Origin of the sequence: Pseudoalteromonas sp. SR43-5, from assembly GCF_014163835.1 — a bacterium.
Classification (GTDB): domain Bacteria; phylum Pseudomonadota; class Gammaproteobacteria; order Enterobacterales; family Alteromonadaceae; genus Pseudoalteromonas; species Pseudoalteromonas distincta.
The window spans coordinates 261339-280283 of the sequence record NZ_JACJEA010000001.1 but is presented as its reverse complement, the minus strand read 5'-3'; the positions used below and the strand labels follow the sequence as shown (position 1 = coordinate 280283).

Below are 18945 nucleotides of genomic sequence, written 5' to 3'. Positions count from 1 at the left end.
CATGAGTACAGAATTACTGATCAATGTCACACCGAGCGAAAGTCGTGTTGCCCTAATAGAAAACGGTGTACTGCAAGAAATACAGCTAGAGCGAATCGGTAATCTAGGTATTGTAGGCAATATTTACTTAGGAAAAATAAGCCGTGTACTTCCGGGTATGCAGGCTGCTTTTGTTGATATCGGCCTTGAAAAAGCTGCATTTTTGCATGCATCCGATATTGTAAATAGTGCCTCTATTGTTGAAGGCGTAGACGACGTACCAATAAAAAAAGTACAAGATATTAGAGAGTTAGTTCGTCAAGGCCAATACATTATGGTGCAAGTGGTAAAAGATCCGCTAGGCACTAAAGGCGCAAGACTCACCACTGATATAACTATCCCTTCTCGCTATTTAGTGTTTATGCCTGATGCGACCCATGTAGGGGTTAGTCAGCGTATAGAAACTGAAGAAGAGCGCTCACGTCTTAAAAAAATAGTCGCAGAATATGGCGATGAAAATGGCAGCTTTATCGTACGTACAGCAGCTGAAGGTGCTAGCGAAGCTGAATTACGACACGATGCCGGCTTTTTAAGAAAATTATGGGAAAAAATAACATCACGTCGTAGAAAAACGAGTAAAGCCAGTATCCTACACGAAGATTTAACGCTTGCCTTTAGAACCCTGCGTGACTACGTAGGCGAAGATATGGAGCGCATTCGCGTTGACTCTAAACTCAGCTATGAAGAACTAAAGTTATTTACTGAAGAGTTTGTTCCACAGCTTTCTCAAGTGCTTGAATACTACCCAGGCGAGCGGCCTATATTTGACTTGTTTGACGTTGAAAACGAAATTCAAAAAGCACTACATCGTAAAGTTACGCTAAAATCGGGTGGTTATATAATTATTGACCAAACAGAAGCAATGACGACTGTTGATGTTAATACTGGCGCATTTGTAGGACATCGTAATTTAGAAGAAACCATTTTTAATACCAACGTAGAAGCAACCTCTGCAATTGCTCGCCAGCTTAGGCTGCGTAACTTAGGCGGTATTATCATTATCGACTTTATCGATATGGTAAGTGAGGATCATAAAAGGCGGGTGCTTCATTCACTTGAATCAGCCCTTGCAAAAGATCGCACTAAAACGAATATTAATGGGCTTTCAGCGCTTGGCCTTGTTGAAATGACGCGTAAACGTACACGCGAAAGCTTAGAGCATATTTTATGTGATGTATGCCCAGCATGTTCCGGTCGTGGTTCACAAAAAACAGTTGAAACGGTTTGCTACGAAATACTACGTGAAATAGTGCGTGTTAACCGAGCATACGCAGCAGACAAGTTTATGGTGTATGCAGCGCCGGCTGTAAGTGAGGCCCTACTAAACGATGAGTATCATAACCTTGCTGAGCTTGAACTATTTATTGGTAAGCAAGTCAATATTCAAACCGAGAGCTTATACAGCCAAGAACAGTTTGATGTGGTAATGATGTAATGAAAGCAAAAGCGGTCTGTTTTTTTTGTTTTAGAAAGTTATGGCAGACCTGCGCCATAATTTTGGTATTACTGGCCGTTATTGTTTCAATTTTAAAATATACCCTCCCGTATGCAAACGAATATAAAGGTGACATAGAAAGCTATTTACACGAAAAGTTTGAAATAAGCTTATCTATTGGCGAAATATCAGCTAGTTGGCAGGGCAGTGGTCCTGCATTAGTGCTAGAAAATTTATCGTTTAAAGATAACGAAACCGCGCCAATATCACTCACCATTGCTAAAACCAGCTTAGAGCTAAACCTATGGGAAAGCTTAAAAGCACTGCAACTTAGATCTAATTATTTTGTTATTAATGGTTTTCATACCAGTGTAAATATCACCAACTTATTTAAAACCGGTGATAACGACGAAGTTTCTTTTGAGCAAAAAGAGCTAATTGAAGAACTGTTTTTGGGTGAAACGGGTCATTTTGCAATAGAAAATTCCAGTATTAACTTTATTTTAGAAGATGGTAAAGAACGTAAATTACTTCTTCAAAACATTGTTTGGCAAAATGAAGATGAGCAGCACCTTGGCAGTGGAAGCTTAGCACTACCGGGTATTTCGGTCGGAGACTTTGACGCGCGCATAGCACTTACCGGGGATACTCTAGAGCAGGTTGCGGGTGACATCTATGTGCAGGCCAATAAGGTCGATGTATCTAACTGGTTAGCGCAATATATAAATACGCAAAAACAACAACTACATAGTGATATTAATTTACAAGCATGGCTAAAACTAGATAAAGGTTTTGTAAGCGATGTGAAAATGCAGTGGTTACCAAGCTTTGTACGCTGGCAGCGAGAAGAGCAAAGCCACCAAGTTAGTTTGAGTGAAGGTGGATTCCATCTATATCCAGAACAAAATAGCTGGCACTTAAAAAGTACCGGTTTAACATTTAATAGTAACGATAAAGCATGGCCAAGTTTAGAGTTTGAAGCCCAACTAGGGCTGCAAAATAAAGTGTGGCTGCATCAAGTTGATTTTGAATTACTGAGTAACCTAGCCGGGCTAAGTAATTTTAATGCACTTGAACCATTTTTAGAACGCCAACCTAGTGGGCAAATAGATCAAGCTTATCTAAACTTTACCAATGAACAGCAATGGCAGTTATGGTTTGAGGCTAACAATATTGGCTGGCAAGAATTAAACTCAGTACCTGCCGCACAAGCACTTAGAGTGGATGGTTTGCTGACTCAAAACGCGGGGCGTGTTAATTTATTTGGTGAAAGTGGCACATTAGTTACAGGCGAAAGCTTTAGTAACGACATAAATTATAATCAGCTAAATGTAGAGCTAGATTTAGCTAAGCGAGATGATGGCTGGCATATAAGTAGTGACAATATCTGGTTTGATAATGATGAAGTTACTCTTGCTGCAGAATTACAAATTAGTCTAACAGATGATCCTCGATTAGATCTTTACGCAGAAGCGTTCGCCCCAGATGCCAATATTGCAGATCATTACTTCCCATTAAAAGCGATGAGCCCTGAACTTGTTAGCTATTTAAATGATGCAATTAAAGGCGGAGAAGTATCTAAAGCACAGGTCTTATTTGCAGGGCCTTTGTCTGGTTTCCCATTTACTGATGGTAGTGGTCAGTTTGATGTATTAGCACAAATAGACAATGCAACCTATGAGTTTGACCCTGATTGGCCTGCGGTCACTAATGCTAATGTGCAGCTACATTTTGCTAATGAGCGGATGGACATATATAGCCAGCAAGGCAAGTTGGTTAATTTAGATATTGGTAATAGTGTACAGGTGAGCATTGCAAATTTAATGAATGCTGATGAACTTATTGTGCAAATTGATAAAAAAGCAGAGATGGAAAAGTTACATGATTTTTTTGCAGCGACACCTATTGCCAAACCTCTTGCTGAAATTTTTAAAGTTGTACAGGGCAAAGGCGAAGCCGATGCCAGTATTGAGCTTTTAGTAGGCTCTAAGTTTAAAGGCGGAGCCAGTGTTAGCGGCAAAGTTAATTTAAATGACTTACCAGTATTTATAGCAACGCCAGGTATTGAGCTTAAAAACTTAACTGGCGAGCTTAATTTTAAAAACGACAATATTACACTTAAAAATGCGACTGCGAAGTGGTTGGGCATGCCGCTAAATATTAATTACAGCAGCAAAAGTGATGCTAAAAATTACCAAGCAAACATAGATATAAACGCCAAAATTGACGCCGATACACTAATTGATAGTGGACAAGGTATATTAAAAAATTATTTAAGCGGGCAAAGCGATGTTGATATTGGTTTAGTACTTAATTTTACCGAACAAGGCTTTAATTATCGTGCACAGGTAAACTCAGAACTACTTGGCTTAACGAGTAACTTACCCGCACCTTATAATAAAAATAGCGAACAAGCGTGGGCACTTGATGCAGTAGTTCAAGGTGATGATATTTCTAATCTCATTACAGCAAACGCTAATCAACAGTTTTACTTTAATGCTATTTTAGAAAATGGAAAATCACAGTTTAGTAATGTCCATTTTGTGCTCGGAAAACAAGATTTAGGATTAAACCAAAAAGACTTAAGCGTAAATATAAATCTTGAGCAGAGTGAATTAGTGCCTTGGTTTGATCTGATTGATCAAATAATTAAAGCAGGTAAATCAAACCCAGATAAAGAATCAAAAGGGATTATGCCACCGCTTAATGAGGTGGTCGCAAATATAGGTATGCTTGATGCGAGTAACATCATCTTTAATGATTTTGAAATGCGTTTAGCACCATCAAAAGACGATTTATACCTAAAGCTAAATGCTAAAGAACTTAGAGCTGGGGTTTTTATTCCTACATCACAGCCTAGCCAGCCTATACGAATTAATGCCGATTACTTAAGGCTTAATTTTGCACAGCCTAGCGAGCAATTAATTGAAATAACAGATGTACTTCCTGAGGAAGACTTGAGCTGGCTTACTAAAATACCTGCCATTGAGTTTGAATGTAGTGACTGCAAAATTGATCGCTATCAGCTTGATAAAGTGAGTGCGTCATTATTAGGTGATGGCGAGCGCTTATCGATATCAGAACTTGTAATCGATAAAGGAGATCATGTACTGCGCACTAAAGGGCAGTGGCAAAATGGTTTAACAACGCTAAGTGGTGAGCTTAAAAGTGATGATATAGGCGCATTGTTTGGCGAGTTTGATATTACCTCTGCAATTAAGGACTCTAAAGCTGATCTAAATTATGATCTTACTTGGCAAGCAGCACCTTATGATTTTGATGTGAAAACTTTAAGTGGTGAGGTTACTTGGGATTTAGGGGAAGGTCACTTAACTGAAATAAGTGATGGTGGTGCACGCGTATTTTCGCTGTTGAGCCTTGATTCACTCGTACGCAAACTGAAACTTGATTTTAGAGATGTATTTTCAAAGGGCTTTTTTTATAACAGCATGCAAGGCTCTATGCAGTTAGAAAACGGTATCGCTTACACTAAAGATACTAAAATGGATGGTGTGCCTGCCGATTTGACTATTAAAGGCTACGCAAACTTAAATACGCTAGATATAGATTACGACCTTGCTGTAGCGCCACAAGTAACCTCAAGCATTCCGGTTATAGTTGCGTGGATGGTTAATCCAGTAACAGGGCTTGCTGCTTTAGCACTTGATAAAGTTATTCATTCTGCGCGCGTCATCTCAGAGATCAATTTTAAAGTAACGGGTAAAATGAACGATCCTATTGTTCAAGAACTCGACAGAAAAAGTCGTGAAGTTACACTACCTCAAGCTGCGCAAAATCAGCCACAAGCATCAGTCGATTTAAAACTTAAAGATGCACAAGTAACAGTAACGCAATGAACAAAACAGCAAGCATAAGCACACCCACAATAGTTGCCCTACAAATGTGTTCAGGGCTAAACCCTGATGACAATATAACAAGCTTAAAGCGCGCACTTAAAACCCTGCCAGCAACAAGACCATTACTTGTTTGCTTGCCTGAGGCTTTTTTAGTGTTTAGTAAAACTGGTAACGATACGTTACGTGTTGCTAAGCAAGTTGAGCAATACAAATTACAACTTAGTGAATTGTGCCAACACCATAATATTTGGTTAAATGCAGGCACAATGCCTGAGCCATTTAACGAACATAAGTATTACGCAGCATCGCACTTATATAATAATCAAGGCGAGCTGGTTGCAACGTATAACAAAATACATTTATTTGATGTAACCGTAGATGATAAAACAGGTAGCTATCGAGAGTCAGATTTTACCCAAGCAGGTCGCGATGTAGTGGTTGTTGATTCTCCCTTTGGTAAAATTGGCTTAACAGTATGTTATGATCTGCGCTTTAGTGGCTTATTTAACGAACTAGTACGCCAAGGCGCCGATATTATTTTAGTACCCAGTGCATTTACAGTCCCTACAGGGCAAGCGCATTGGCAACCGCTATTAGCAGCTCGCGCAATAGAAACACAATGTTATGTAGTTGCAGCTGCTCAGTACGGTACACATGAAAATGGCCGACAAACATATGGCCACAGTATTATTATTTCGCCTTGGGGCAATACCCTGAGTGAATTGCCAACAGGCACCGGTTTTATAAGCTGCAACGCAGATTTAGACCAGTTACAAAAAATTAGACGAGATATGCCCGTGCAGTCTCATCAACGATTTAGAGAGCATTTATTATGAATTCGGTTGAACAGCATTTACTACAAGACAGCCAGCTAAATAGAGAAGAGCTCGAAAAAACGCTCGCTTACATACATCAGCATAAAGTGGATTACGCCGATTTATATTTTCAATCAAGCCACCACGAATCATGGGTGCTTGAAGACGGCTTAGTTAAAGAAGGCTCTTATAACGTTGAACGTGGCGTTGGTGTACGTGCTGTAAGCGGCGAAAAAACAGGTTTTTCTTACTCTGATGCAATAAATCTTGAAGCACTTAATAAAGCGGCTACAGCGGCTCGTAGCATCGCAGATGCTGGCGAAGATAGAGCGATTAAAGTATTTAGTGATGTTAAAGCTAAAGAGCAGTTTGCAGCGCATCAGCCAATTTCGAGTATGAGCGATACCGACAAGGTGAGTTTATTACGCGAACTTGAAAACTATATTCGTGAACTAGCACCCGATGCAGAGCAAGTAATTAGCTCAATGTCTGCGGTATACGAAGAAGTATTAATCGCAGCAAGTGACGGTACGTTTGCCACCGATATTCGCCCGCTTATTCGTTTAAACTGCTCAGTGCTGCTTGAAAAAAATGGCCGCCGTGAACGCGGTGGCGCAGGTGGTGGTGCACGTTTAGATTATGGTTACTTTAAAGAGCTTGTTGATGGTAAACCACGTTGGATGGAATTTGCAGAAGAAGCTGTACGCCAAGCTAAAGTAAACCTTGAAGCTATTGATGCACCTGCAGGCACGATGGAAGTTGTACTTGGTAATGGTTGGCCTGGCGTGCTTTTACATGAAGCAGTAGGGCATGGGCTTGAAGGCGACTTTAACCGCAAAGGCGCGTCTGCGTTTAGTGGTAAAGTGGGCCAAAAAGTAGCATCTGAGCTGTGTACTGTTGTTGATGATGGCACCATGGCTGATCGCCGTGGGTCACTTAATGTTGATGATGAAGGCACACCAGCCGCTTACAACGTACTTATCGAAAACGGTATTTTAAAAGGCTATATGCAAGATAAGCTAAACGCGCGTTTAATGGGTGTAAATCCTACCGGTAACGCACGTCGTGAGTCTTATGCGCATTTACCAATGCCTCGCATGACTAACACCTACATGTTAGGTGGTGAGCACAGCCAAGCCGATATTATCAGCTCAGTTAAAAAAGGGGTATTCGCGCCTAACTTTGGCGGCGGACAAGTTGATATAACCTCAGGTAAGTTTGTATTTAGTGCATCAGAAGCGTATTTAATCGAAAATGGTAAAATTACCCAACCAATTAAAGGCGCAACGCTTATTGGTAATGGACCAGAAGTAATGCAGCAAATATCTATGGTTGGTAACGACTTAGCACTTGATAAAGGTGTTGGTGTTTGTGGTAAAGATGGTCAAAGCGTACCGGTAGGCGTAGGCCAACCAAGCCTTAAGATTGATCAGTTAACGGTCGGCGGTACAGCTTAAATATTACTCAAGCGCGAAGTGAATTCGTACCTACATGCTTGATGTTTATTGTAGGTGAGGTTTTACACCTCGCTTTTTAAATATAGGCTCAGAAATAGAGCGCGAAATAAATTCGCACCTACGATTTGCATTTTTACTTTGGGTAGGTGAGGTTTTACACCTCGCTTTTTAAATATAGGCTCAGAAATAGAGCGCGAAATAAATTCGCACCTACGATTTGTATTTTTACACTGTGTAGGTGAGGTTTATGCCTCTCCTTCACCTTCTTTATTTTTTTCAGCCTCTTTGTACCATAACGCAAAAAAGCACTCTGTTAATTTGTGCTCTATCTCAAGCGCTTTTTCTGTCGGGCAAAACAAGGTAAAGCTTGCTTTAAATTCACCTAAATCGGTTGTACCAAAGTGAATTACCGGCTCTGGGCCAGATATTTTTGCATCAAGTTTACGCTCAATCATCGAATTATAACGGCTTGCTACTTCTTGAAACTCTTCGCAGTACAGTTTAGCTTGCTCAGTGAGTGTGTCGTGAATAGGGTACGGGTTAAAGCTCTCTCTTCGGACAATAATAAAATGATGTGTAACAAAGCGTTTTACAAAGTTTAAGTTTTTAATAGAGCTGGTAATCAGCTTATTATTAGGTATGTATATGGTTTTTCTAGAAAATTGATAAGTATGTATATCAATTTCATGCATGGTTGTTTTTATCCAATCCGTTTCAGCTACTTCACCAAAGTAATCACCAACTTGTATCCAATCACCCACTCTAAACGGGCGAGTTGTTACGAGGTAAAAAAAGCCTATTACACACTGAATAAACTCACGCGTTGCAAGTACAATCGCCACGGCAAAAGCAGCAATAGAAAGTGCAAAGTTTTGAATTTCAGTAGACCACACAAATAGCAGCGATATCATCATTACAAAATTAATAAAGTGCTTAATATTGTGTGCGATGTAACGGATGTCTTTTTCTTTTTTTTCTGCGCGACTTTTAGCAAGCTTATCAACAAGCACTTTTAGTACAAATGCAATTGTGATCATTACAATTGAAAGAAGAAACGGATGCAGCAATATATCTTTAGTCATGGTATCCAATTAAATGTGAGTTGATAAAAACAGGCTCAGTATATTGATTTATTAAACCAATTAGCAAATTTAGTGTAAAAAAAGTAACCAATAAAAAATGTAGCTATGTTATTGAGTTACTTGATCAGTGCAATGCTTGTGATTTTTAGCCATTCTTTTTCGGCATATGAGTACAAGCTCAATGGCTGAAATAAAAATCAAAGTATAGCCAAGCGTTTCTATACCTTCCTCAACAATGTTTTTTACCGCACGTACATAGTCATCACCCATTACTGAATGCCAAAATGCGCCTTTGCCCATCATTCGCGAAAATGCGAGTAAAGTAACCATGCCTGATAAGCAAATTCCATAACTAGGAGTGAGGCTATAGGCTTTTAAAGAGTTAAAAATACTTCCTCTGTTTGTTATTAAATAAACAAACACGCCAGCTAAAATTGAATAGACGATACTTTGCCAAGCGCCATCAAAAAAGTATAAGTCGAGGTAGGTATCAAACTCTCTCACAAACATCATTGCCGATAACGCAGCTAGTAATACAGCCGGTATTTTGAGTTGAAAGTTAATTCGCGAAGCATAAAAAAATAAAATACAACTTAAAAAAGTTAAAACATCTTGCATATGTTCGGTAAGAGTTTCTTCACTGTAAAGTGCATACTGTTTTAATTCAAACCCTTCAAGTTGAATTAAATGAGCAACACCCGCTAGGCATAATAAATAAATAAAAGATCGCAGTAAAAACATAAATAACCAAGAGAAACTATAAATGCGCGGGATTCTAATCGTTAAAATGCTTTAAAGCCAAAACAAAATTTAAACTTTTAACCTTTTTATTGGTCTAAAATTTTTGCTGTTAAAATAATGGCTTAGATGTTTTTTTAATGTTGAATGGATGTTTTTAATGTGACGTTTTAAGTGGTTTATTGTGCAAAATATAACAAGCATTAAAAAGCCCTTACTAATTACTTAACAAGGGCTTTTTATAATTGAGCGCTTAGAGTTTAGCGCCTAGCGCATAGTAACAAACTCTTCAGAACCTGTTGGGTGAATCGCAACAACGGCATCAAAATCAGCTTTAGTAGCGCCCATTTTCATGGCAACTGCAAAACCTTGAATCATTTCATCAACCGCAAAACCAATACCATGTAGGCCAACTACTTTTTCGTCTGGGCCGGCACATACAAGCTTCATTTTACAAGGCTGGCGATGTTTAGTTACCGCTGTGTACATAGCCGTAAAGCCAGATTGGTAAATCTTAACGTTTTCTTCGCCGTATTGAGAAATAGCTTCTTGTTCAGTAAGGCCAATAGTACCAATTGGTGGGTGACTAAATACAACAGTAGGAACTAGGCTGTAATCCATTTTTAAATCATCAGGTAGTTCTTTATTAAATAAACGCTCTGATAAAGTACGCCCTGCTTTCACTGCTACAGGCGTAAGTTCAATACCGTTTTCGATAATATCGCCAACCGCGTATACATTTTTAGCTGTGGTATTTTGAAACTCATCAACTTTAACAAAACCATCGCTGTTAACTTCTACGCCGGCAGCGGCAACATTAATTGCATCTGTTGTTGGCTGGCGGCCAATGGCCCAAATTACTTGGTCAACGTTATGAGTTTTGCCATTATCTAAATGTAGCGTTACAGAGCCATCATCTTCTTTAACTAATTTATGAGGTACAGATTCTGTATGAAGAGTAGGGCCTTCAGCAGCCATAACATCAACAAGTGTTTCAACTATGTATGGGTCAAAGTTACGAAGTGGAGAATGCTTACGAACAAATAAATGTGTTTCAGTACCTAAACCATGTAATACACCAGCAAGCTCGACGGCTATGTAGCCTGCGCCAATAACTGCAACGCGCTTAGGTTGCTCTTTTAGCTCAAAAAAACCATTTGAATCGATACCGTGTTCAGCACCTTCAATATGCGGAATGCTTGGGCGGCCGCCTACTGCAATTAATATATGGTCGGCTGTGTAGTGCTTGCCGTTTACTTCAACTGTTTTATTATCTACAAATTTAGCAAAACCTTTAATTACAGTAACGCCATTGCTAGCAAGACCACTGTCGTAACCTTTATGAATTCGGCCTATGTAGGCTTCACGGCTTTCTACTAACTTGCTCCAATCAAAGCCTTTAACTTCAACATTAAAGCCGTAATCTGGGGCATATAAATTAATTGCTTCAGCAACCTGAGCACCGTGCCACATTACTTTTTTAGGTACACAGCCCACGTTTACACACGTGCCGCCCATGTGTTTTGCTTCTATAAGTGCTACTTTAGCGCCACGCATTGCCGCTCTATTTGCAGAGGCAATACCACCACTGCCACCACCGATTGCAATATAATCAAAGTGTTGTGTCATTTTATGTCCTTAGGCGTTGAGTTTTATGCGCATTAGCATAACATTAAGTTTTAAAAATAAAGAGTGTTTAGGTGACCTATGTTTAGTAAAAAAACATTCGAATTTCTTGCTCAGCTTGATCAAAACAATAATAGAGACTGGTTTAACGACCATAAATCACAGTATGAGGAATACGTAAGAGAGCCCGCTTTAGATTTCATTAGGCAAATGCAAGCACCACTTGCTGAGGTTTCTAGCCATTTTGTCGCATCAGATAAAAAAGTCGGCGGTAGTTTAATGAGAATCCATAAAGACGCGCGTTTTAGTAAAGATAAAACCCCATATAAAATTAATGTAGGAATTCAATTTCGCCATTTTATGGGAAAAGACGTACACGCCCCTGGTTTTTATTTTCACTTAGCAAATGACGAATGTTTTGTAGGTGCTGGTATTTGGCGACCAGAATCAAAGGCGCTTAATGCAATTAGAACCTGCATAGATGAAAACCCAAATAGCTATAAAAAAGCAATTTATGATGAGCAATTTAAATCTATATTTGAAATGTCAGGAGAGTCGCTAAAACGCCCACCAAGGGGTTTTGAAAAAGATCATCCCTTAATAGATGAGCTCAAACGAAAAGACTTTATAGCCATTAGCCCACTTACTCAAAAGCAAATATGCAGTAATAACCTAGTTGATACGGTACTAGAACGTTATAAAGTGGCCGACTCATTAATGGGTTATTTGTGTTTTGCTTTAGAGCAACCCTATTAAAATTAAACAACTTAGAAGCGGCTGAGTTGTTTTTTTACTTTTAGACCCAATTTAAAACGTAATGCATTAACGCAAAGAGAGTATTTATGAGCAACCCACTAATTGGCCTTGAAGGCTTACCACCATTTTCAAAAATAAAGCCTGAGTACGTAGTACCAGCACTAAAAGACGGTATTGAGCTTTGTCGTAAAGCCATTGATGACGTGTTAGCGAAAGGTTCGTACACGTGGGATGACTTAGTATTACCCCTTGAAGAAGCCGACGACAAATTATCGCGCATGTTCTCCCCTGTATCGCATTTAAATTCAGTAATGAATAACGACGAATTACGTGAAGCTTACGAGCAGTGCTTACCGTTAATATCTGAATATTCAACATTTGTAGGTCAGCATCAAGGATTATACAACGCGTATAATACGCTTTATAACAGCGACGAATTTAAAACGCTGACTACAGCACAGCAAAAAACAATTACTAATGCGCTTCGTGACTTTAAATTATCGGGTATTGCATTAGCGCCGAAGCAGCAAAAACGCTACGGCGAAATTAGCGCGCGTTTATCAGAACTTGCCTCAAAATTTGGCAACAACGTAATGGATGCCACACTTGCTTGGCACAAACATATTACTGATGAAAGCGACTTAGCTGGCTTGCCAGAATCTGCTTTAGCGCTTGCAGCTGATACTGCAAAAAGTAAAGAGTTAGACGGTTGGGTATTTACCCTTGATTTCCCGTCGTATTTACCAATTATGACCTATGCAGATAACCGCGAACTTCGCAGAGAAACTTACACCGCGTTTTCTACGCGCGCATCAGATCAAGGCCCTAACGCTGGTGAATTTGATAACTCTGACATTATGAGTGAGGAGCTTGCGCTTCGCCATGAACTTGCACAGTTACTAGGATTTAACAGCTACGCTGAAAAGTCATTGGCAACTAAAATGGCCGAAACACCGGCGCAAGTATTCTCGTTTTTAGAAGACCTAGCGGCTAAATCAAAACCACAAGCAGAACAAGAAGTGGCAGAGTTAAAAGCCTATGCTGAGCAAAAACATGGTATTTCTGAATTACAGGCATGGGATTTTGGTTACTACAGCGAAAAACTTAAGCAAGAAAAATACGCTATTTCAGATGAAGTACTACGTCCTTACTTCCCTGCAAATAAAGTATTAAGTGGCTTATTCGAAACCGTTAACCGCTTATTTGGTATTAGCGTAAAAGAAGTTACTGATTTTGATACTTACCACAAAGATGTACGTTTTTTTGAAATTGTAGATAGCAGCAATACCTTACGTGGACGTTTTTATCTCGATTTATATGCACGCGACCGTAAACGCGGTGGTGCGTGGATGGACGACTGTATGGGTCGTAAAGTACGTGCTAACGGCGAACTACAAACTCCAGTGGCTTATTTAGTGTGTAATTTTAATAAAGCGGTTGGCGATAAACCTGCATTGTTTACTCATGACGAAGTGACTACCTTATTCCACGAGTTTGGTCATGGTATTCACCACATGCTTACACAAGTTGATGCTGCCCCTGTTGCGGGTATTAATGGTGTAGCGTGGGATGCGGTAGAGCTTCCTAGTCAGTTTTTAGAAAACTGGTGTTATGAAGAAGAAGCACTGAGCTTTATTTCAGGTCATTATGAAACGGGTGAGGCGTTACCTAAAGAGCTACTTGATAAGCTACTAGCGGCTAAAAACTACAACTCAGGCATGCAGATGCTACGTCAAATTGAGTTCTCGTTATTCGACTTTAAAATCCATAATGATTATAAAGCAGGTGAAGAGTGTCAAATTCAAGCTGTACTTGATGACGTACGTAGTCGTACCTCGGTCGTAAAGCCTCCTGAGTTTAACCGTTTTCAACATGGCTTTAGCCACATTTTTGCAGGCGGTTACAGCGCTGGTTATTACTCGTATAAATGGGCTGAAGTACTCTCTGCTGACGCTTATTCTAAATTTGAAGAAGAAGGTATTTTTAACCCGCAAACCGGTCAAGCCTTCATGCAAAATATTTTAGAAAAAGGCGGCAGTGAAGAGCCAATGGAATTATTTAAAAAGTTCCGTGGTCGTGAGCCTAATGTTGACGCGTTACTACGCCACAGCGGTATTGCAGCTTAAAAACTAATATTTAGCACAAACCAAAATAAAGCGCCTAAATGGCGCTTTTTTATTATTTGTAAATTATTATCTAATAATTTTTAGTAATTTCATCCTGTCGTACTATGCTTTTAGCACACCTATTAAAATGGATTAAGGCATGGCAAAGTTGGTATTAGCAATTGATGACGACAAATATGTTCATCATATAATTGAAGAGTCTTTAGCAGGGTTTTGTAAAATAATTCATGCAAAAGATGGCGATGAAGGATTAAGGCTAACCAATAAATATAACCCTGATATTATTTTACTCGATATTGAAATGCCAGGTATGTCAGGCTATGACGTATGTAAAACGATAAAGCAAAGTGAAAGCACTCAAGATATTCCCGTTATGTTTCTCTCATCTAAAATAGAGTTAAGCGATCGGGTAAAAGGTTATAGTGTTGGCGCATCTGATTACATTACTAAACCCTTTAACGCAGAAGAGTTAATAGCGCGTATAAAAGTGCTTTACGAATATCGACAGCAATGTGCAAAGCTAAAATTGGATATAGCAAAAGCGAATAAAACAGCGGAAATAGCGATGACAGAGTCGGGCGATATGGGCCGTATAATGCGCTACGTTGGACAAAGCTATCACGCTAATAACTTTCAATCGTTGAGTGAACACTTTTTTACCTTTTTTGCTCCTTTAAATTTAGATGTTGTGGTTGTGTTTTGGTATCAAGGAACAGGTGTTTTTTACAGCCAGCAAAGTGGTGTTTGCCCGTTAGAGCAAGAGCTACTGGAGCAACACAGACAAGCTCAACGATTTGTTGATATTGGTAGTAGTACTATAATTAATTACCCCAAAGTATCCCTTTTGATAAAAAATATGCCAGTTGATAATGATGCTTTGTACGGGCGTTATAAAGATCTGTTCCCGCATATATTAGAAGTAACCAACGAGAAGGTTATTACCATGGAAAGAAGCGAAAGCAGTTATGAGCAGGCAGCTCAAATAAGTACAGCCCTTCAAGATATTGTTAAGCAGTTAACTACACAAAATATAGAGCAAAACAAAAGTACTAAAGTGTTTATAGAGCAGCTACATGAGCTTGACTGCGCCATTAAGCTACAACAAACACAAGCAAATCCTGCCGATCTCACTTTATATATATCTCAATTAGATCAAACAATGCAGTTATTTGTATCGGCTAATAGCGATTTAGCCTTTATCAAATATCAGCTTAAACAAGTTGCCGAAAGCCGCAATGAACTTATATCTAATTTACGCACTAAAGCGGAAGCCGCAAAGGTTAATACTAATCATCATAGTGATATAGAGCTATTTTAGTGCTTTAAAGTAAAGCGGTTGATATACTACAGGCGTATTTTATCGTCGGAGTTTATTGTGGTTATTCAGTGTGCTTTTAAAGAGTTACGTCCTTATTTAAATGAATTAGAAACACGCTTTGGTTTAGCCCAATGGGCGCAAAATTGCTGTGGCTTTAGCTTACATTACGACGATAAAGGGTTGAGCCTATTTAAAACCGATGAGCCTAAACTAGGTGCAATTAATGTTGATTTTGTAACCGGTGCTGCTGCCCATAGGCGCAAGTTTGGCGGTGGTAAAGGGCAAGCTATTGCCAAAGCGGTTGGTTTAAATAAAGGTGCAACGCCTGTTGTACTTGATGCTACCGCAGGCCTTGGGCGAGACGGCTTTGTACTTGCCTCGCTAGGGTGCAAAGTTATATTACATGAACGTCATCCGGTTGTTGCAGCCCTTTTATACGATGGGTTAAAGCGAGCCTATAGCGATATTGAAATTGGTGTGTGGATGAAAGAAAACATGAGCCTAATATTTGGCTCAAGCCATACCTTGCTCTCTCAGTGCGAAAGCATGCCCGATGTTGTTTATTTAGATCCCATGTTTCCGCATCGCGAAAAATCAGCATTAGTTAAAAAAGAAATGCGCGTATTTCAAGAGCTAGTTGGTGCAGACAACGACGCAGACGACCTACTTGATTTTGCCTATCCACTTGCCAGTAAGCGTGTCGTTGTAAAACGCCCCGATTATGCGCCATTCTTAAACGAAAAAACCCCAAGTATGCAAATTAAAACCAAAAAGAACCGTTTTGATGTTTATGTAAAGGCGGCAATGGTTTAAACATCAAAACAAATTGGTGGTATATCCCTAGAATTTACCCATGTAAGAATCGTTATATTGGCTTGGATCTTAGGATCTAGCCTTTTGAATCTAGGATCTTATTACATTTTCATGTTAGAATTTGCGCAATTTTTTGGCATAGCAAAGTAGCACAGTAATGATCTTAGATGATATTCGCATTGTTTTAGTTAACACGTCACATTCGGGCAATATTGGTTCGGCGGCTCGCGCCATGAAAACCATGGGTTTATCAAAGCTTTATTTAGTTGATCCTGCTTGTGAAATAGACAGCCAAGCAAGTGCTTTAGCTGCAGGCGCAACTGACGTTTTAGGCAATGCAGTTATTGTAGGTACTGTTGAAGAAGCTATCGCTGACTGTACATTAACAATTGGCACAAGTGCGCGTTCTCGTACGCTTTCGTGGCCAATGGTTGAACCACGTGAATGTGGTGAAAAACTCGTTGCTGAAGCCGTAAATGGTCCTGTAGCGCTAGTATTTGGTCGTGAAAACAGCGGCTTAACTAATGAAGAATTACAGCTTTGTAATTACCACGTATGTATTCCTGCTAATCCAGAGTACAGCTCGCTTAATTTAGCTATGGCCGTACAAACACTTAGTTACGAAACACGTATGGCGTTTTTAAATCAACAACCTAAAAAGGTTGAAGAAGACGATGCAGTTTACCCAAGCTCAAAACAAACAGAACTGTTTTATGAGCACCTTGAAGAGACGCTTTTCAAAACCGGTTTTATTATCAAACAGCACCCTGGGTTAGTTATGACTAAATTACGTCGTTTATTTAACCGAGCTCACCCTGAAGATGCCGAAATGAATATTTTACGCGGTATTCTCACTTCAATTAATAAGTCTATCCCTAAGTAACTTAGGTATAGCTATTAGTTATAAAAACCAATGGGTAAATAACTAGCTAATACTTGACTAAAATACTCAGGTAATTACAATGGCTGTAATACTTGACCAAAGAGGTCAAGTATTGAAAGTTTGTTAACTCTACAATTTAAAAAGTAAGAGTTTATAAATCAAATTTTTATCAAGTGATAATACTTGACTAATTTACTCTGGTAATTAAAATTTGCACTCTTTTGTGCAGGGGGCGTTATGAAGTTAACATCAAAAGGCAGATATGCCGTTACAGCTATGCTGGATGTTGCACTACACACAGGTGTAGGTCCTGTAGCCCTTGCTGATATTTCACAAAGACAAGAAATTTCTTTGTCTTACCTTGAACAATTATTTGCTCGTTTACGTAAAAATGGCCTAGTAAGTTCTGTTCGTGGACCTGGTGGTGGTTATTTACTAGGGCGTGAAGCGGGCATTATCTCTGTTGGCGATATTATTAGCGCCGTAGACGAATCGGTCGATGCAACACGTTGCCAAGGTGCCGATACCGGCTGTCAGAGTGGTATGCGTTGTTTAACACATAATTTGTGGTCAGACTTAAGCGCACGCATAGAAGAATTTTTGAATAATATTACCCTTGCTGAATTGGTGGAAAAATCAGATGTGAAAGAAATAGCATCGCGCCAAGATAACAGTATCAATAATGCAATTAAGCAGTTGGAAAACATTCAAGTAAGCTGTCAACTTTAAGGTTGACCTGCAGCGGAGAGAGAAATGAAGTTACCGATTTATTTAGATTACGCAGCGACCACGCCTGTTGATGAACGTGTTGCTAAAGAAATGATGCAGTGCCTGACAATGGACGGTAAGTTTGGTAATCCTGCGTCACGCTCACACCGTTTTGGTTGGCAAGCAGAAGAAGCTGTTGACCAAGCGCGTACAGATATTGCTGATTTAATTAATGCAGACCCACGTGAAATTGTTTTCACATCGGGTGCAACAGAATCAAATAACCTTGCTATTAAAGGTGCAGCACAGTTTTACAAGAAAAAAGGTAAGCACGTTATTACCGCTAAAACTGAGCATAAAGCTGTAATCGACACATGTCGTGAGCTTGAGCGCCAAGGTTTTGAAGTAACTTACATGGACGTTGAAGAAAACGGCCTACTTGATTTACAAAAACTTGCCGACACAATGCGTGACGACACAGTACTTGTAAGCATCATGCACGTTAATAACGAGCTAGGTGTGATTCAAGATATCGCGACTATTGGCGAAATGTGTCGCGAACGTAAAATTATGTTCCACGTAGATGCAGCGCAAAGCGCGGGCAAAGTATTAATCGACGTGCAACAGCTTAAAGTTGATTTTATGTCGTTCTCTGCACATAAAGTGTATGGCCCTAAAGGTGTTGGTGCACTTTACGTTCGTCGTAAACCACGTGCTCGCCTTGAAGCGCAAATGCACGGTGGCGGACATGAACGCGGTATGCGCTCTGGTACACTAGCAACTCACCAATTAGTGGGTATGGGTACTGCGTTTAAAATTGCTAAGCAAGATTTCGAAAAAGATCACGCACACATCAGCGCCTTACGTAATCGTTTAATCGACGGCATTATGGCTGATATGGACGAAGTATACTTTAACGGCACACAAGACCAATCAGTACCGGGTATTGTAAACATCAGCTTTAACTTTGTTGAAGGTGAGTCGTTACTTATGGCAGTAAAAGACATTGCAGTATCGTCAGGTTCAGCCTGTACATCTGCAAGCTTAGAGCCTTCTTATGTATTACGTGCACTTGGCCGTAACGACGAATTAGCACATAGCTCAATTCGTTTTAGTATTGGTCGCTTTACTACCGAAGAAGAGATTGATTACACCGTCGAATTAATGAAAAACTCTATCGGTCGCCTACGTGAGATGTCTCCACTTTGGGAGATGCATCAAGAAGGTATTGATTTAGATTCAGTTGAATGGGCTCACCACTAATAGTGTGAGCACATACCCTAGCAGGTAAT

14 protein-coding genes are annotated in these 18945 nt (G+C 39.6%); 11 read left to right on the top strand and 3 right to left on the bottom strand.

What is annotated here, in order from left to right; translation table 11 throughout:
• Position 1 precedes the first annotated feature (1 nt).
• From rng to tldD, 4 genes are read left to right on the top strand one after another with little or no spacing between them, the layout of a single operon-like run.
• Positions 2-1474 carry a ribonuclease G gene (gene rng / locus H5090_RS01280; RefSeq protein ID WP_002958405.1) on the top strand — a complete coding sequence of 491 codons (1473 nt, stop codon included), beginning with the start codon at positions 2-4 and terminating at the stop codon, positions 1472-1474.
• Positions 1474-5331: a YhdP family protein gene (locus tag H5090_RS01275; RefSeq protein WP_182694809.1), complete on the top strand. Its 3858-nt coding sequence runs from the start codon at positions 1474-1476 to the stop codon at positions 5329-5331. The genes rng and H5090_RS01275 overlap by 1 nt, the downstream gene beginning before the upstream one ends.
• On the top strand, positions 5328-6167 hold the full coding sequence (locus H5090_RS01270; RefSeq protein WP_182694808.1) for a carbon-nitrogen hydrolase family protein: 840 nt from the start codon (positions 5328-5330) through the stop codon (positions 6165-6167). Before H5090_RS01275 ends, H5090_RS01270 begins: the two co-directional genes overlap by 4 nt.
• A complete protein-coding gene (tldD, locus tag H5090_RS01265; RefSeq protein ID WP_024597409.1) occupies positions 6164-7603 on the top strand; it encodes a metalloprotease TldD in 1440 nt (479 codons plus the stop codon). The genes H5090_RS01270 and tldD overlap by 4 nt, the downstream gene beginning before the upstream one ends.
• A gap of 245 nt (positions 7604-7848) precedes the next feature.
• Here the strand turns inward: tldD and H5090_RS01260 are convergent, their stop codons facing one another.
• From H5090_RS01260 to gorA, 3 genes are all read right to left on the bottom strand, one after another.
• Entirely contained in the window at positions 7849-8685 is an 837-nt protein-coding gene (locus H5090_RS01260; RefSeq protein ID WP_024597410.1) for a mechanosensitive ion channel family protein, read from the bottom strand.
• A 108-nt stretch (positions 8686-8793) separates the two neighbouring features.
• Complete coding sequence (locus H5090_RS01255) at positions 8794-9426, bottom strand: hypothetical protein (protein WP_182694807.1); 633 nt, start codon at positions 9424-9426, stop codon at positions 8794-8796.
• A 264-nt stretch (positions 9427-9690) separates the two neighbouring features.
• Positions 9691-11052 carry a glutathione-disulfide reductase gene (gene gorA / locus H5090_RS01250; protein WP_182671026.1) on the bottom strand — a complete coding sequence of 454 codons (1362 nt, stop codon included), beginning with the start codon at positions 11050-11052 and terminating at the stop codon, positions 9691-9693.
• Positions 11053-11130: 78 nt separating this feature from the next.
• Here gorA and H5090_RS01245 point away from each other — a divergent pair, with 78 nt between their 5' ends.
• The 7 genes from H5090_RS01245 (at position 11131) to H5090_RS01215 (ending at position 18916) form a co-directional block, all read left to right on the top strand.
• Positions 11131-11805: a DUF2461 domain-containing protein gene (locus H5090_RS01245; protein WP_138488457.1), complete on the top strand. Its 675-nt coding sequence runs from the start codon at positions 11131-11133 to the stop codon at positions 11803-11805.
• 86 nt (positions 11806-11891) lie between these two features.
• On the top strand, positions 11892-13931 hold the full coding sequence (prlC, locus tag H5090_RS01240) for an oligopeptidase A (RefSeq protein ID WP_182694806.1): 2040 nt from the start codon (positions 11892-11894) through the stop codon (positions 13929-13931).
• A 139-nt stretch (positions 13932-14070) separates the two neighbouring features.
• A complete protein-coding gene (locus H5090_RS01235) occupies positions 14071-15249 on the top strand; it encodes a response regulator transcription factor (RefSeq protein ID WP_182694805.1) in 1179 nt (392 codons plus the stop codon).
• Between the two features lie 57 nt (positions 15250-15306).
• Positions 15307-16062, top strand: a complete 756-nt coding sequence (locus H5090_RS01230) for a class I SAM-dependent methyltransferase (RefSeq protein WP_182694804.1) — start codon at positions 15307-15309, stop codon at positions 16060-16062.
• 157 nt (positions 16063-16219) lie between these two features.
• Positions 16220-16945, top strand: a complete 726-nt coding sequence (gene trmJ, locus H5090_RS01225) for a tRNA (cytosine(32)/uridine(32)-2'-O)-methyltransferase TrmJ (RefSeq protein WP_002958423.1) — start codon at positions 16220-16222, stop codon at positions 16943-16945.
• A gap of 237 nt (positions 16946-17182) precedes the next feature.
• Positions 17183-17674: a Fe-S cluster assembly transcriptional regulator IscR gene (iscR, locus tag H5090_RS01220; protein WP_182694803.1), complete on the top strand. Its 492-nt coding sequence runs from the start codon at positions 17183-17185 to the stop codon at positions 17672-17674.
• 24 nt (positions 17675-17698) lie between these two features.
• Positions 17699-18916: an IscS subfamily cysteine desulfurase gene (locus tag H5090_RS01215; RefSeq protein ID WP_002958425.1), complete on the top strand. Its 1218-nt coding sequence runs from the start codon at positions 17699-17701 to the stop codon at positions 18914-18916.
• Positions 18917-18945: the final 29 nt, after the last annotated feature.